Source organism: Armatimonadia bacterium (assembly GCA_039679385.1).
In the GTDB taxonomy this organism is placed as follows: domain Bacteria; phylum Armatimonadota; class Zipacnadia; order Zipacnadales; family JABUFB01; genus JAJFTQ01.
Genome location: JBDKVB010000141.1, coordinates 1 through 15,211 on the forward strand (window position 1 = coordinate 1; position 15,211 = coordinate 15,211).

9 protein-coding genes are annotated in these 15,211 nt (G+C 66.1%); 2 read left to right on the forward strand and 7 right to left on the reverse strand.

All coding sequences use genetic code 11. The features are described 5' to 3' along the window. Window positions 1-192: 192 nt before the first annotated feature. Complete coding sequence (locus tag ABFE16_15960; GenBank protein ID MEN6346798.1) at window positions 193-2,910, reverse strand: hypothetical protein; 2,718 nt, start codon at window positions 2,908-2,910, stop codon at window positions 193-195. A 108-nt stretch (window positions 2,911-3,018) separates the two neighbouring features. Beyond that, window positions 3,019-4,542, reverse strand: coding sequence for an SBBP repeat-containing protein (locus ABFE16_15965; GenBank protein ID MEN6346799.1), 1,524 nt, complete (start codon window positions 4,540-4,542; stop codon window positions 3,019-3,021). 206 nt (window positions 4,543-4,748) lie between these two features. Here ABFE16_15965 and ABFE16_15970 point away from each other — a divergent pair, with 206 nt between their 5' ends. Together ABFE16_15970 and ABFE16_15975 are read left to right on the forward strand one after the other, a co-directional pair. Next, a complete protein-coding gene (locus tag ABFE16_15970) occupies window positions 4,749-7,718 on the forward strand; it encodes a beta-galactosidase (GenBank protein ID MEN6346800.1) in 2,970 nt (989 codons plus the stop codon). 55 nt (window positions 7,719-7,773) lie between these two features. Then, window positions 7,774-8,643: an AAC(3) family N-acetyltransferase gene (locus ABFE16_15975; GenBank protein ID MEN6346801.1), complete on the forward strand. Its 870-nt coding sequence runs from the start codon at window positions 7,774-7,776 to the stop codon at window positions 8,641-8,643. Between the two features lie 3 nt (window positions 8,644-8,646). Here the strand turns inward: ABFE16_15975 and ABFE16_15980 are convergent, their stop codons facing one another. The 5 genes from ABFE16_15980 to ABFE16_16000 all read right to left on the reverse strand — a co-directional run bounded on the left by ABFE16_15980 (window position 8,647) and on the right by ABFE16_16000 (window position 15,103). Continuing rightward, a complete protein-coding gene (locus tag ABFE16_15980; GenBank protein ID MEN6346802.1) occupies window positions 8,647-9,519 on the reverse strand; it encodes a sugar phosphate isomerase/epimerase family protein in 873 nt (290 codons plus the stop codon). Between the two features lie 71 nt (window positions 9,520-9,590). Continuing rightward, on the reverse strand, window positions 9,591-11,756 hold the full coding sequence (locus tag ABFE16_15985; GenBank protein ID MEN6346803.1) for a hypothetical protein: 2,166 nt from the start codon (window positions 11,754-11,756) through the stop codon (window positions 9,591-9,593). 55 nt (window positions 11,757-11,811) lie between these two features. Continuing rightward, complete coding sequence (locus tag ABFE16_15990) at window positions 11,812-12,690, reverse strand: sugar phosphate isomerase/epimerase (protein MEN6346804.1); 879 nt, start codon at window positions 12,688-12,690, stop codon at window positions 11,812-11,814. Next, complete coding sequence (locus tag ABFE16_15995) at window positions 12,687-13,655, reverse strand: Gfo/Idh/MocA family oxidoreductase (GenBank protein ID MEN6346805.1); 969 nt, start codon at window positions 13,653-13,655, stop codon at window positions 12,687-12,689. Before ABFE16_15995 ends, ABFE16_15990 begins: the two co-directional genes overlap by 4 nt. 239 nt (window positions 13,656-13,894) lie before the next feature. Further along, the gene (locus tag ABFE16_16000) at window positions 13,895-15,103 is read right to left on the reverse strand and encodes a GDSL-type esterase/lipase family protein (GenBank protein ID MEN6346806.1); all 1,209 of its coding nucleotides are present in this window, start codon (window positions 15,101-15,103) and stop codon (window positions 13,895-13,897) included. Between the last annotated feature and the right edge of the window lie 108 nt (window positions 15,104-15,211).

Consider the following 15,211-nt stretch of genomic DNA (forward strand, 5'->3'; position numbering starts at 1 on the left):
TGGGCCCCGAGAGCAAGCCGGTGCAGCTAGACACGGCGGCTCTCGGCGGGCATACCTTGCGCAACCTCGTCACGGGCGAGACGCTGCAAGCCGACGGCCGCCTGTCGCTGACGCTGGAGCCGGTCAGTCTGACGGCGCTGTATGCCGCAGGTCGGTGAGGCCTGTCCTGCGGTGACCCGACCACCGCAGACCTCACTCAAAGGTCTTCGGGAGTCGCGTGAACTGCACCTGGTCCGTGGCGAGCGCAGCCCCTTGGTCGTCGAGTAGCGAGACCTGCGCCGCATAGACCCCAGGTGCCAGCTTGGCCGGGCAGAACCGCGTCTCGGCGGTACCGAGGCTTACCGGTGCCATCAGCGCCATGCGCAGAGGGGCCTCCGTCTTGCTGACGGCGACGGTGGACTGGAAGGGCGCACTCAGCCGCCCGACCTCGGTCTGGTCCTCGCTCACCAATCGAACCAGGACCTCGCGCGGCGTCTGCGGCAGCCTGCGGGCAGTGGTGATCGTGAGAACGCCGGCGACATCCTCGGAGTCGTAAGCGGACTGATCGAGCCTCACCTGCAGCGGCGGCGGGATGATCTCGTGCATCTCCAGGTCGTCGATCCACACGGTGCCGGGGCCCTGAAGCCACGCGGCGAGGTAGGTCGGCGTAGCCGGAGCCTCCATGTCGAGACGCAGCCAGATGCGCTGCCAGCCGGAGGGCTCCGCAGGATCGCGACCCGTGCGTGTGCTGCGGATCGTTGCCGCCGGGACGCTGCAGCGCAGGTCCGGTGGATTGCTGCGACCCTCCAGCTTCACCCAGGCAGAAAGCTCGTAGATCCGCTGGGACTCGAGGTTTGCGGTAACCTTGCTTCCACCCCAGGAGGGCCAGACGAGAACGGTGATCGCCTCGGCGCTCTCCTCGGGCGGGATGTCCATGCGTACAGAGCCGCTGCCGCTGTGGGCCTGAGTCGCGTCCTGGCGGCCACTGCCCTTGTTCTTCCAGGCCTCGACTCGCCACGGGGCGAGAGTCGTCTCAAAGTCAGCCTTCGCGAACACCGGCGGACCGATCTCCTCGTGGACTGCCCGAGCCTGTGGCCAGGGACGATCGAAGGGTGAGCGAGCTCCAGTCGCAGGCGCAGGCGTGGCACCTGGGACGGCCTGCAGGGCCTCTGCCTCCTGTAGCAGCGCCACGCGCCACTTGCGGAGCGATGACGGGTCTGGCGGCGCCGCGCGATCCCCCGAAGTCATCGGCTGCACGTCCCAGCCGATCTGTCCGAGAACCCCGTCCAGAACCCGCTGGGCCTTGTCAGCCGCTGCCGTTGCGCCGGAGACCTTGGCTGCCTGAATCAGCCGCTCTAGGTAGTCGGCCGCTCGGTAGTCCTTGACCCCCTCACGTACCGCTTCCCACAGGATCGAAGGCACCGGGCCGTCGGGGCCGTAGTAGACGTAGCCATCGTCGGAGCCCCGCATCCCTCCACCGCGGAAGAGGTTGTCGCGGTTGAAGTTGTAGGCCCACTGGGAGATGCTCGTGGCCCCGGTCTTCCAGCCGTAGAAGCCGAAGAACAGGCGAGCACCTGCGGGCAGATCGCCACAACCGTTGTAGATGCCGTAGGGCTTCTGTCGGGCGAGCAACTGTCGAGCGATCTCCGGGGTGAAGCGGTTTGTGCTCAGGAAGTCCACCCAGGGGGATAGCTTGCCGATCTCGTCGTGGCCCATGGCGATGCCGCCGCCGAGGTCGGACCAGGTCTGCAGTTGCGGCCTGTGCTGCTTCGCGAGTCGGTAGTAGTGGACCGCCTCGTCGAGCAGGTTGTGGGCACCGGCCTCATCCAGCAGATAGGCCTGGAGCTGGTTCCAGCCGGCAGCGGAGGCCTCCTCGACCACCACGTCGATGGCCCTTTCCAGATCGTCGTCGATCTTGGGGCTATGCTCCCAGAAGGAGAACCAGTTCTTCTTCGTGTCCCAGTAGTAGGCGATCTGGTGCCCGGCCTCAAAGGCCACCGGGAAGCGCGGCTTGCCAAAGACCTCGCGGTAAGCCGCGATGACCTGCCGGCACCTCTGTCGCGTGGCGGCGAGGTCGTCCTCGCCGAAGACCTGGTCGCGGGACTTGATGACCACGCTCAGGTCCATGCCTCCACTCTCTATGCCATGCTCGCGCAGGTCGGTCAGCTCACGGCGCAAGAGTGCATCGTCCTCTGAGAGCTGTGCGTACATGGCCATGCTAACCGACGCGGGTGGAAGACGAAGGGGAAGCACGCGGAGACGGATCGGCAGGTCCGCTGCGGATCGGCCGGAGGCGCTCAGGTGCAGCGCACCCCGGTACTCGCCGGCCACTGCGTCGGCGGGCACCCACACCGTCACCCAGACTTGCCCTACCTGACCTTCCTGCAGCGAGAGGTTGGGCCGCTTCTCGAGGAGCCACGGAACCTGACGGTAGGTCCGAGGCGCTCCGGCAACCGGCACACGCACTGCCCTGACGAAACGCACATCGAGGCAGTCGGCGGGGATAATCGCTTCGCCGCAGCGAAGCTCCCCGGCGGTGACGCGCAGGTCCGAGAGGTTCGAGAGGGCGAGGACCCCCACAGACAGCGGTTCGTACTCCCCGCGAGTTGTCACGGTACGCAGTTCGCGGCCACACTCCTCAGGCCAGGGAAGCGTGGTGGGCTCAAGGAGCTGCAGCGGATCGCGGACGAAGGCAACCCAACCACGTGACTGATCCTCGGGACTCGGCGAGAGACCCGTAGCCGGGGCCGTGACCGCTGCCTCATGCCAGCCTTCGGGAGGCGGCGGGATCTCGCCACCGGCCGAGCCCCAGGTGCGAAACTGAGCGGGAACCTCGGCGAGGCAGACGGTGACCGCGAGCATCGCGAACGCGACTGCCAGCAGGGACACGCCACAGGCACAAGGGCGATGCGCAGAGCACAGGCGACCCATCTTTCGGTTCACCTCCGTTGTCTGGCCGGACAGACAACGAACCGTGGCGCCTCAGAGCATGGCTGTGACTTCCGAACTCGGAACGTGACGCCCGGAGTGACCTCTTCGCTACTCGGTGCCTGTCGGCACGAGCTTCATGACGAAAGCGTCGGAAGGGCCGCCGCCAAAGCGGGTCTGCAGGGCGCCGGGAGTCGCTGGGAAGTTCGGCGAGGTCGTGTTCCCGACCAGGTACAGCGCTCCATCGGGACCGAAAGCGAGGCTCCGGATCATCTCGTCGCCGGTCCCTCCCAGGTAGCTGCAGTAGACAAGCCGCGTGCCCTCCGCACTGAAGGCCGCCAGGACAGCATCCTCCTGCCCGCCGCCGAAGGACTTCTGGAAGGCGTCCGCGGTCACGGGCAGGTCGCGAGAGGCGGTGCTGCCGACCACCCAGATGTTGCCGTCACGATCGGGCGTCGGCATGAGCAGGTTGTCCGTGCCGGCGCCGCCCAGCAGCAGCGAGAAGACAAAGCGCGTGCCGTCACTGGAGAGCTTCGTCAGGAAGCCGTCGGTTCGGCCTGCGAGACGCCTTCCCGGAACTGTCCCCGTGAAGTCTGCCGAGCCCCACGAACCTGCCAGCAGGAAGGTCCCGTCCTCAGAGAGCCAGGGCCGGTGCTCGGCGAACTCGTTGCCGCTGCCGCCCAGGTAGGTCGCGTAGAGGATGCGGTCGCCTGCAGGGCTGAGCTTCGCCAGATAGCAGTCGGACTGCCCACCGAGTTTCGGCTGGGGCGCGCCTGGCGTGACCGGGAAGTCCGCTGACCGCGTGTGGCCCGCGACGTACAGGTTGCCGGCCTTGTCGAGGCGTATCCCCATGATCGCGTCGTCCTCGCCCGTGCCGCCCAGAAGCGTACTCATCAAGAGTTGCGAGCCGTCCGGGCTGAGCTTGGAGATGAGGGAGTCGCGCGGGCCCTTGAGCTTGCCTCCGACCACACCGGGCGTAGTCGGGTAGTTCGCGGAGTTGGTGGTGCCAACGATATAGACGTTATCCTCTGCATCGATCCCCAGGCCACCGCGGGGCGACTCACCGGCGGAGCCGCCCAAGTAGGTGCACCAGAGGACTTTCTTGCAGTCCGGCGTGATCTTGGCGACGACGATCTCGTTCTCGCCCCCGGCATACTTCGGTTGGAAGCAGCCCGGAGTGGTGTGGATGTCCGTGGAGCGCGTGGTGGTGGTGATGACGATGTTGCCCTGGCGGTCCAGCCCCATCCCGTAGGTGTTGCGTTCCTGTCGCGAGCCGCCGAAGTAGGTGCCTGCGAGAACCTCGCTCCCGTCGGCGCTGAGGTGTGCCAGATAGCAGTCACCGCCATACACGCCGCCGGGGCCGAGGTTGGGGTCATCGCCGGCGTAGTGGGGCTGTGCCGCGCCCTCGCTCACCGGCAGTCCATCCGAGTTCACCTGCGCGCCAATCAGAACTGAGCCGTCGGGGTAGGGGATGATCTCCCGGGCCTGCTCCCAGGCGGGGCCGCCCAGATAGGTGCAGTAGACGAGGCGGAATCGAGAGGCGTCGCAGCCTCCCGGAGCGAGACATGACACCAGCAGCATCGCAGCCAGAAGCGTCGTGATGCCGAGCACACTCAGGCGAGGGCAGGTCCGCATAGCTCAATCAGACTCCCCGGCAGCCGATATGTGGAGGATAGCTTGCCCACAGATTCGCGCTACCGCCCGTGTCTCCTGCCGCGAGGCGATCGCGTCGAGGCTCTTGGAGGCAGGTGCAGGAGGCCTTGTGAGGGAACCGTCCGGCAGTGTCGTAGAGGGTAGACGGCGACCTCCGGGCCTCGCCACGAAGGAGTCCGATCCTGGTTATGCGCAAGACGGCGTTCCTGGTTCTCCTGCTGATCCCTGGTTTTCTCGGTGCGGTCGACGCAGCACCGGCAGTCGAATGGACCTTCGACCGCTCGACGGACGTGCAGACCACCTCGCGACTGGATCCGGGACGGGTGAGCCGTGGCGCAGTGTCCGGCTGGACCCAGTGGGACCCGTATGTGTACCTCACCCTGCCCAAGACGCCCGTCGATGTGAGCGAGCTTACCTGGATGACCGTCCGGCTGTACTCCTCAGCGCCGGCCGATGTGCTGGACATCTACTACAAGACCGATGACGGGCGCTGGTGCCTGGGCGGCTGCTTCCCGATCCAGCAGGGCTGGGCGACCTACCGAGTGGACCTCGCCCGCTGCCGCTGGCGCGAGACCACTACCGGCGACGACTCACGGCAGTGGGGTGGAGTGAACAAGCGTCTGGTCTCGCTGCGTCTCGACCCCGGCAACGAGCAGAGTCGCCTGGTGATCATCGACTACGTGAAGCTCTCCGGCGCCGAACCAGGCTTCGAGCACGGGGTCGCTGCGGAGCCGCTGGGCAAGGCAACAGTGAAGTCGGTGCAGGTGCCCAGGACCGTCGAGGCCGGCGGCAGCCTGAAGATCACCGCGGAGCTGGAGGCGACCGTTCCTGAGGGGCTCACCAACGGCACCGAGTATATCCGACTGCGACGTGGCGACACCTTCCTGCGGGTTCATGAACAGCCGCTGTCGCTGAAGTCGGGCACTGTGACGCTATCGGCGGAGTTCCCACTCTCAGCCTACTGGAGCCCCGGTCCGATCGCGGTGGAGTTCGGGGCATACGAGCTGGCCTTCGCTGATGCCTCGGAGGGTCAGGTGACCGTGGAATACCAGAACGCGAAGCTCAGCAAGGCCGACTTCCCGCTGGTGCGTCTGGAGCCCGTTGCGGGCGACCCATGCCTGAAGATCAACGGCAAGCCGACGGCACCCTTCCTGTGCGTGTTCCCGCGCACCCTGAACCCCGACTTGCACAAGGAAGTGGCCGACCAGGGCATCCACCTGTACAGCGACTGGTTCGGCGCTTCGGTCACCGCAGACCTGGGGCACCTGAAGCCCGACACCTATGACTACACGGAGTACGATCAGTACTTCGCCACGATCCTCGAGGCCGAGCCAGACGCCTACTTCCTGCCGCACATCGGTCTTGCCGCGCCGATGTGGTGGCAGAAGGCGCATCCGGAGGAGTTGGCGCGATTCTCCGACGGCACCGCCGGGCCACCCTCCTTTGCGTCGGAGCTGTGGCGCAAGGAGATGGGCGACGACCTGCGCAAGCTTCTGACGCACCTGCGGCGGGCACCCTACGCGGAGCGGATCACGGGCATCATCTTCTACAGCGGCTACACCGCCGAGTGGCAGATGTGGGGCACCTGGAAGGAGAACAAGGACGACTACAGCGCTCCCGCTCTGCGAGCCTTCCGGGCCTTCCTGCGACAGCGCTACCAGACTGACGAGGCCCTGCGGAAGTCCTGGAAGGACCCGCAGGTGACTCTGGAGACGGCGGTCATGCCAGACATGGCAACGCGGCGTCCTGCGGGCTCGCAGGTTCTGCGCGATCCGCTGACCGAGCGTCAGGCGATGGACTTCTACGAGTTCATCAGCCACCTCGACGCGGAAGCGATCCAGCATTTCGCCCGCATCACCCGCGGGGCAACCGCCGGCCGGGTTCTGGTTGGCACTTACTACGCCTATCTGAGCGCGCACGGCGTCAACCAACAAGATAGCGGGCACCTGGCAGCCCGCGAGGTCTACGACTCGCCGGACATCGACTTCCTGATGAGCCCGCCGAACTACGCCTTCCGTGGGCCGGGCGAGACGAGCACCTTCATGTCGGCGACGGACTCCTTCCGGAGGCGCGGGAAGCTGTGGCTGGATGAGTCCGACCACCGGACGTACCTGAGCGATCCGAGCGCCGGGTTCAGTCGGGCAACCAACCTGCACGACACTCTGGGTGTGTTCTGGCGCGAGTTCTCCGAGTGCCTCTGCAAGCGGGCCGCCGGGAGCTTCTTTGACATGACCGGTGGCTGGTTCTCCGACCCGCAGATTCTCAGCAACCTGGGCCAGGCGAAGGCCGCCATGCAGGACAGTCTCGCGACTCGCAGGCCCTTCGCGGCCGAGGTTGGGCTGTTCGTCGATCCCGACAGCTTCTACTGGATGCGTCCGAGCCCGGCTCAGCCGGGACTGGTGCAGAGTCCGCTGGTGCATCAGCCGCAGGCCGGTGCACCCTTCGACTACTGCCTGCTTGACGACCTCAGCCAAAAGTGGCTGCCGGACTACAAGCTCTACGTGTTCCTGAACGCCTTCCGCCTGACCACGGCGCAGCAGCAGGCGATCACGGCGAAGCTCAAGCGCAACCATGCGACCGCGCTGTTCCTGTATGCGCCGGGGTACTTCGGGGACGAGGCCGATCCGGCTGCCTCGATGGCCGCACTGCTAGGGATGAAGGTGACCAGCGACGCGGCTGAGGGCACTACCCAGGCCTTGCTCGAGTCGGGATCGCCGCTGGCACGGGGCCTTGACGCAAAGCAGCCCATAGGACGCGAGATTAAGCTGTCGCCGGTGTTCTGGGTGGATGACCCTTCGGTGACTGTGCATGCGCGACTGGCTGCCAACGGCAAGCCGGCGCTCGTGAGCAAGGAAGGCGACGGCTGGACCTGCTACTACTCGAGTGTGATCGACCTGCCGCCGGCGGTGATGCGGAATCTGGCCCGGCAGGCCGGCGTTCACCTGTGGGCCGACAGTGACGACGCGCTCTACGCGGACGGCAACTACGTCTCTCTGCACGCTGCGACCGACGGCGCCAAGACGATCTACCTGCCGGCGTCGGCCTCCCTGCGCCGAGTCGTGACAGGGCAGAAGGTCACGGTCGAGGGCAAAGCGGTGACCGTAGACCTCAAGCGCGCCGAGACGGTCCTGCTGGAGCTGGACGAGGCTGCTCGGTAGTCCTGAGATAACGCCTTTCGGTCAGGCCTGCCCACAACTGGAGGGACGCACGAGCATGAGACCTGAACCCGGGGACAAGTCGCTGCAGGTCACGGCCGACGACGTAGCGGCGGGTCTGCGCAGCGTTGGCGTCAGTCGCGGCGACCTGGTGATGTTCCACAGCTCTCTGAGCAGCATGGGCCACGTCTGCGGTGGGCCGAACACGGTGATCGAGGGCTTCCTGCAAGCGGTCGGCCCTGAAGGCACGGTGGCGGTGCCGACCCTGTGGTGGAACGGCACGCAGGACCTCGCCGACTGGGACTGCGCGACCTCGCCGTCCTACCCGGGCATCATCACCGAGGTCTTCCGCCAGCGACCGGATAGCCTGCGCAGCAACAATCCGACACACTCCGTCTCGGCGATTGGACCCCGAGCAGCGGAGCTGACGGCCGACCACGGCAAGTGGGGTCTGAGGCCCTGCATGTATGGCGATACGGCCTTCGCAGAGGCCAGTCCCTGGGAGCGGCTGTACCAGTGGAACGCGCACTACTGCTTCCTTGGGGTGGACTTCACCGTCAACACAATGGGGCATTACTGTCAGTGCCGCCTGATCGAATGGGCCCTGAATCAGGCACCCGCTGACCGACGCGCTGAGCTGGACGCAGGCATCTCACGCTGGGACGACGCCCGAGAGTACTACCGCCAGGTAGGGGAAGGCCTCACACCCACCGTGATCTTCCGGTGGCCGAGCTTCAGCTTCCAGGCGATGGGGGAGCATCTGGCCGAACTGGGCTTGGTGCGGTTCGGCAAGATCGGCTCGGCGACGCTTCGCGCCATCCGCTCACAGGACATGGTGGACACGATCCTCGCCACCCTCAGGGCAGAGCCCGAGAAGTGGCTGAAGGAGCCCTTCCTGTCCTGGTGGCACGAGGCGCTGGGGAGATAGGGCCTACTGCGCCATCGCCTTGAAGATCGTCGTCTGGCTATCGCGAAGGGCCTGTTCCAGGTCGGGCTCCTCCAGCTCGAAGACGAAGAGCCCGTCGTAGCCGATCTCCGCCGCCGTCCGGAATAGCCGGGGGTAGTCCAGGAAGCCCCGACCCGCTGCCCTGTGGTCACGGAAGGTGTCGGGGTTGATGTCGTGTAGATGGAAATGGAAGAGCTTCGCGCCCAGTGAACGGACATGCGCCTCGAGGAGGTCGTTGTAGCTCGCGGCACCCTCGGGAGTGCAGCGCAGGTCCGCAGGGATTGCCCCTCGCAGGTGCCCCACATCGACATTCGCCCCGACCGCCGGGTGGTCGATGCCCCAGATGACCTCCGCGAACTGCTCCACCGGAACGGGATAGCCGGTCTCGATGGTGATCGTGACGCCGGCTGCCGCAGCCTGATCCCCGAGCCGACGGTACAGGTCCGTCAGTTCCTCCCTGAAGTCCGCAAGCTCGCAGCCGAACCGGGGGACGATGTGGGTGGTTGTGGTCGAAGCGCCCAGGAAGGAGGCGCTCTCGATCGCGATCTCCAACTGCCGCTGTGCGGTCTCACGCACGCTGGGGTTGGGCGATAGTGGGCAGATCTCGATGAAGGGCGCGTGCGTGCTCAGGTAGTCGAAGCCGGAGGCCAGCTCCCGGAGCGCGTCCCGTTCCGAAGCGGTCATGTGCTCGAAGTAGAACCCGGACAACGGCCCCTGGCTGTGGCAGTATCCGTCGAAGGCGAGCAGTTCCAGGGCCCGAAAGCCCATCGCACTGCCCAGTTCAAGCGCTCGCGGGAGCGACGTGCGGGCGAAGCAGGCAGTGCTGAAACCCAGTCTGGCCGGGTCGAAGGAAGGCATGGTCAGGTCACCTCGAGTGGGCTGCGAAACGGACCTCGCGGACACGGAACCGACCCGGTCTGAAGTGCCGCTCAGGGCTCCTGCGCGTAGAGGTAAGTGAAGCGGCAGTTCGGTGCGGCGTCCCCGTTGAGCATGAACTCGTCGGTGTCGTCGTCCTTCTGGAGGTTGTCCGCCCACTTGAAGTGCAGACGAACCGGCCGGGCTGCATCGGCCAGCCCAACCAGGTCGCGAGGAATCTGCACCATCAGTTCCTTCCCGTCAACCTTGAGCGGGACGTCGGTCTGCGGCTGCCAGCCCTGCGGCGTCCAGCGCTCCAGCACCGTGACTGTGGAGGACCGCACGGTCCGGTTCACCCGGTAGTCGAAGCCCTGCCAGCCTGTCTTCGGGTCACCGTCGGTATCCAGCCACAGCATCATCCAGCGCGGGTCCGTGCAGGGGCTGATTGCCTCGCGAGTCTGGGCGTAGAACCACAGGTTCGTGCGGTCGCGGGCGACCTTGAGGCTGACGAAGTCGTTGCGGCCTGTGTCGTTGGTGTAGCGCGTAGAGTTGTTGTAACCGGGATGGTCGCGATGAGCTTCGTCGCCGGCATCGTCGCGGAACTCGGGCGTGACGTCAGCCCACTGGTCGAAGCCTGCGCCCAGGTTGATAGTCTTCTCGGGGCCCGCGGCGGGTGGCTTGCGGACGCCCCTGTAGCGGCGGACGAAGGAGACCAACTGGTAGTAGTAGTCATCCCCGTGTCCGCCCTTCATGGGCTCCATGTCGCGGCTGTGCTCCTGGTCGAACTCGTCCACGAACATCACGGGGAGCTTCACTCCACCGAACTCCGGGAAGCGCCCAGCGATCCACTCGTTCCAGCCCGTGATGAACACAAAGCGCGGGTCCTCGTCGAGGGCGCGCTGTGCTTGCTCGTCGAAGTTGAGGCCCCAGCGCACGGCATCGGGTCGGGTATCCTCCGCACCGTTGTGGAAGCTGCGTCCCTTGGCGTTCACCTCGCTCATGGAGCCGAGACGGTTGCCCACGGCATTCTGCGCGACCCCGACCGACATCTGCTCCTTCTCGCCGCGCGAGTTCATGAAAGCGTGCTGCGGGTAGACCTCCAGCCAGCTCCACATATCCGGCCCCGTGGGGCCCTGGAAGTAGCTGGCCTGCGGCTTGCGGAAGGTGAAAAACTGGCGGAGCACGTGGCTCTCGTCGTCGGTGTAGGAGAGGCGCAGGTTGCGGTCACCTGTCGTCGGCTTCCCGTCGGCGAAGGCCTCGCCACCGGCAAAAGCCTCCGTGCTCTGCGTCCACCAGCCCACGGTTCCCACCGGCTGCGACATCTCCAGGTAGTAGGTAGCTCCTGCGGGCAAGGGCGGATCGAGCTTGAGTACCTGCCAGGCGTTGTCGGGAGTGTTCGAGAAGGTCCTGGTCGCGAGCTTCTCGCCACCAGGACCGTCGCGGTATATCGAGAGGGCCATACCAGCGCCAAGGCTCTCCCAGGTGGGGAAGCTGCCGCCGACTGCATCAACGGGGCGCTCGGCCCGGAAGCTCTGGCCCAGCGTATGGCCCGGCTCGAGTCGCGCCGGCGTGTCGTGCTGAGAGAAGCCGGCGCTCGCTGCGATCATGTTCGGGTCAGCCAGGATCAGGGGCTTGCCCTCCCAGCGGTACCACAGGTCGGAGTACAGGCCCGGCCCGTAGAGATCAGCGCACAACTCCTTCACGACCTTCGCCGGATTCCCAAAGGGGCACAGGAAGGCTACCTGGGGCGTCTTGCCACCCATGCGGCGGGCCTCGGCGAAGGTCCTGAGCAGCGCCATGTAGTAGGGCTTGTACGTGATCTGATTGGTTACGTCGAAGATGACCACATCGACGCCGGCGTCGGACAGCATCTGGGCATGGCGGCGCAGAACGTAGGCGTCGTCTGTCTGGTAGTAGCCGAAGATCGACTCGCCCCAGTGATGTGCCGCGTACTGCGGTCCCCAGAGCGGGCTGTCGGGCTTGCTCATAGCGTCCGGGTCCTGGGCGAGAATCCTCGTGACATCGTAGGGAGCCTTTGCGCTCGCGTGGGCACCCAGCCACAGGAAGTAGAAGATGCCCACCTGGCGGTCGGCCCGTGGAGCACCGCACTCCGCATAGCCGGGCACCGTTCGACCCAGGCCATCCGTGGCAGACCAGGTGTCGCTCTGCACATCACGCAACTGGGCTCCCGCGACCGAAGCCATGAGGAGCACCGGGACGATCAGCAGGCCTATACGCACGGGCTCACCTTCTTCTGAGGGTCATGCGTCGGCTTGCGGCGTCGCTGGCCGGTGGTCAATGGGTCTGGGCCCAGAGCTTCTGAAGGTACTGAAGGCTCCGGCCCAGGGAGTCCTTCTTCTGCTCCAGCGGAACGTGCTCGAAGGTGATCAGGTGCAGGTGCGGGCCACCGTCCGCCGGCAGTCGTCGTGCATACTCAGCAAAGGGCGAATCGCCGGTGCCGAGTTCGACTGAGTAGATCGGATGGGTGTGCCCGGCCGGAGGCTGCAGCAGATGGTCCTTCCACGCCACCACGGGTACGCGGTCGGCGTGGTCCTCCAGCAGCCGCCAGCCCTCCTGATGGAGGGTGGTCATGTGGCCGATGTTCAGCGCAATGCCCACTCGCGGCTCGGTGGTCAGGCGGAACAGCTCCTCGCAGTCGGCCACCGTCTCAAGGATGCCGCCGTAGTGGATGTCCGGCGCAATCCTGGTCCCTGCGGGCGATGCGTGCACGGCTTCGGTGAGGACCCTGGCCACGCGTTCGACGAGTTCCCGCTTCTCTGCCGCGGGCATCTGCGGCTGTGGTGCGGCTCCGGCATTGGGCAGCACGATGTTGGTCCCGAGGGCCTCGCCCCACTTCGCGAGGTCAGTGAGACCACGGATCGTGCCTGCCATCTCTGCCTCGTCGCCGACCTTCATTAGCCCCTGGTAGACGCAGGCGACGGTGAGACCAGCCTCCTCGACGACCTCCCGTACGAAGCCCAGGTCCGACTGCGCCAGGTCGAGCATCGCACCCGGCGGGTCGGGGTTCGCGGCGGTCAGGGCATGCTGGCCGGGCACGTGCATCAGCATGATGCCCGAGTAGCCCAGCTCGGCGGCCTCTGCGAGCACCTGGCGGAAGGACTTGACGGGCTGGCCCCACTCGGTCAGGGCATGGACGCTGGTGGCGAAGTTCACTGTTCGGCCCCTTGCTCTCGGAGTTTGCGGTACACGCTCTCACACAGGCGCATGGTGGGCACGGCATCGGCGATGGGCGACAGGTCCGGCTCGTCGCCGCGGACTGCAGCGAGGAAGCTGGCGACATCCTGGACGTAACCCAGCCAGCGTAGGTCGGCCAGCCGGTCGCCGGTGAAGACGCCGCGACGCAGGTACGTCTCGGAAGCGCCCGGTCGGCGGCAGCGCAGGTCGAAGTCATGACTGTACAGGACGTGTCCCTGGCTGCCGGTCATCTCGAAGTAGAAGAACTCCTGCGCCGCAGGCTGCTCGGAAGTGAAGTTGAGCGTGGCCACTGCCCCCGAAACCATGCGAGCCGCTACTACATAGGCACGCAGGCCTGAGACGGTGGCCACCTGCACTTCCACCTCCTCGACCTCACCGGCCAGATGACGAAGGGTGTCGTAGGCATGGCAGTGCTGGTCCATCACGGCGTCCTCGAGCGTCCGGCCCGAGACAAGACCGTAGCGGAGGATCGCCAGGGTCAGGGGACCGAAGTCCTCGGACATGAACTGCCGGGCTTGCCGGACGGCCTCGCTCTGACGCAGGTTGAAGCCGACATGGCAGACGACACCCGCTGCAGCAGCGAGGTCGGCAAGTTCCTGGGTCTGCTCGGCAGAAGGCGCCGGGGACTTCTGGAGGTAGAGTGGGAAGCCGGCCTGGAGGACCTGCCGACCGACCTCGTAGTGGACCTTCGGGCCGCCGACGCAGATCACCGCTTCGGGTTGCACCTCATCGAGCATGCGGCGGAAGTCGGTGTAGACGCGCTCGAAGCCGTACTGGGCGGATGCCAGTTGCGCCTTCTCCTCCGCCAGGTCACAGACCGCCGCGAGAGTAACCGGATGAGCGCGTAGCTGCGGGTACATGAAGCTCTTGGTGAAGCCACCGGCTCCGATATAGGCCAAACGCAGGGGCTGGTCAGATGCCATGACTGCCTCCATGAGGGTGCCACGCTATCGGCACGAACCTGCGCCACCTCGGCCGCCCCCGCTCGGCTGGGAGTTCGCTTCTGGAGACGCAGAGGCCTCCCCGGTGCTGACTCTTGGTCTACCCTCGGAAAGGGTCGGGCGTGCCCTGCGGCACGCCCGAAGTCGCTTCTGGAGGAGGTCAACCGGACCCCCTTACCGTGCGTCAGCTTGTCCTAAGCACCTGACACCAGGTGTCAGGTCTACTTGGCCGCTTCGACCTGCTGGACCAGGTAGTCGGCGATGACCGTCGCCATGAGCTCGTGGCCGGAGGGATTCGGATGCGCCATGTCGCCCATGTAGGGCAGGAGCTCCTCGCGCCCGATCTTCTTCATGGCAGCGCCGAGATCGAGGTAGCTGATATGCCAGGAGCCTGCCACGTCGCGCACAACCTGGGCGAAGTCGTCCATCATCACAAAGCGCGGACCGGCACCGGGAATCGTGGTGAGCGGCAGGATGGCGGTCTTGCCGCCGGTGACGGCACAGATGCGTCGGTAGTAGTCGTTGAGGGAGTCGGCGAACTGCTGGGCGGAGAAGAGGTTGCTCTTGTCGTTGTAGCCGTAGAGGGTGGTCACCAAGTCTGGGGCTGGTCCCTGGAAGTCTCGATTGACCCAGGCGCGGGCGTCGGTGACCTTGGCGCCGCCGACGGCACGGCTCTCCGCATAGACCTCATTGTAGCCGAGGCGCTGGCGGAGCTGGGCCTGGAGCAAGGTAGCATAGCGCTGAGCGTCGCGGTCAGGGAGGCCGGTGCCGGCGGTGATCGAGTCGCCCATGCACAGGATGTGGACGGGCTTCTTGTCGCGGAGCTTGGTGATGACGCTTGCGAGAGACGCCGGGGCGGGTGCCGCTGCAGGCTGTGGCGCGCTCTGCTCCAGGCGGACCTCATCGACCCAGTAGGTGTGCTTCGCGATCTGGGCGTTGTTGAAGGTGATGGTCCAGCGAGTGCCAAGCCGCAGCCACTGGACGCCACTGGGCGGAAGACCGCCGGGAGTGCCGATGGCGGTGAAAGCGCCTTCGGGAATCCAGTCGGCCCAGGGGACGTCGTACTTGCGCCACTCCGTGGAACTGAGGGGGAAGAAGTAGCAGTAGGAGTAGGACCTGTTGGAGCCATCTCCGAAGAGGGCGATACAGCCCCACTCCCTGGAGCCGTCGCCCTTCGCCCAGAAGCTGACGCCCTGGGCGGTATCAAAGGCCGCCGGCGGGTAGTTGTCGAGGATCCTGCCGCTGAGCTGTCCGGGCATGGTGACCTTGGCGCAGGCAGCGCCCTCATGGGCGTCGGTGGACCTCTCGACAACGGCGCCGCCGGTCGCCTGCCACTTGGATATGTCCTCGAGTCCGGTGAGGAGCGTCTGGGCTGCGCAGGGGACGACGAGCAGCGCCAGAAGGGCCAGAGTGGATAGAGTCAAACGCATAGGGTGCCTCCCGTGTTCTAGTTCGGGCTGTCGGATTGGCTGGACGCTTCGCTACCGGCTGCCGAGAGTCCTGCCCCGGAAGGGTGAGGCCGAGGCTAACGACCGGCG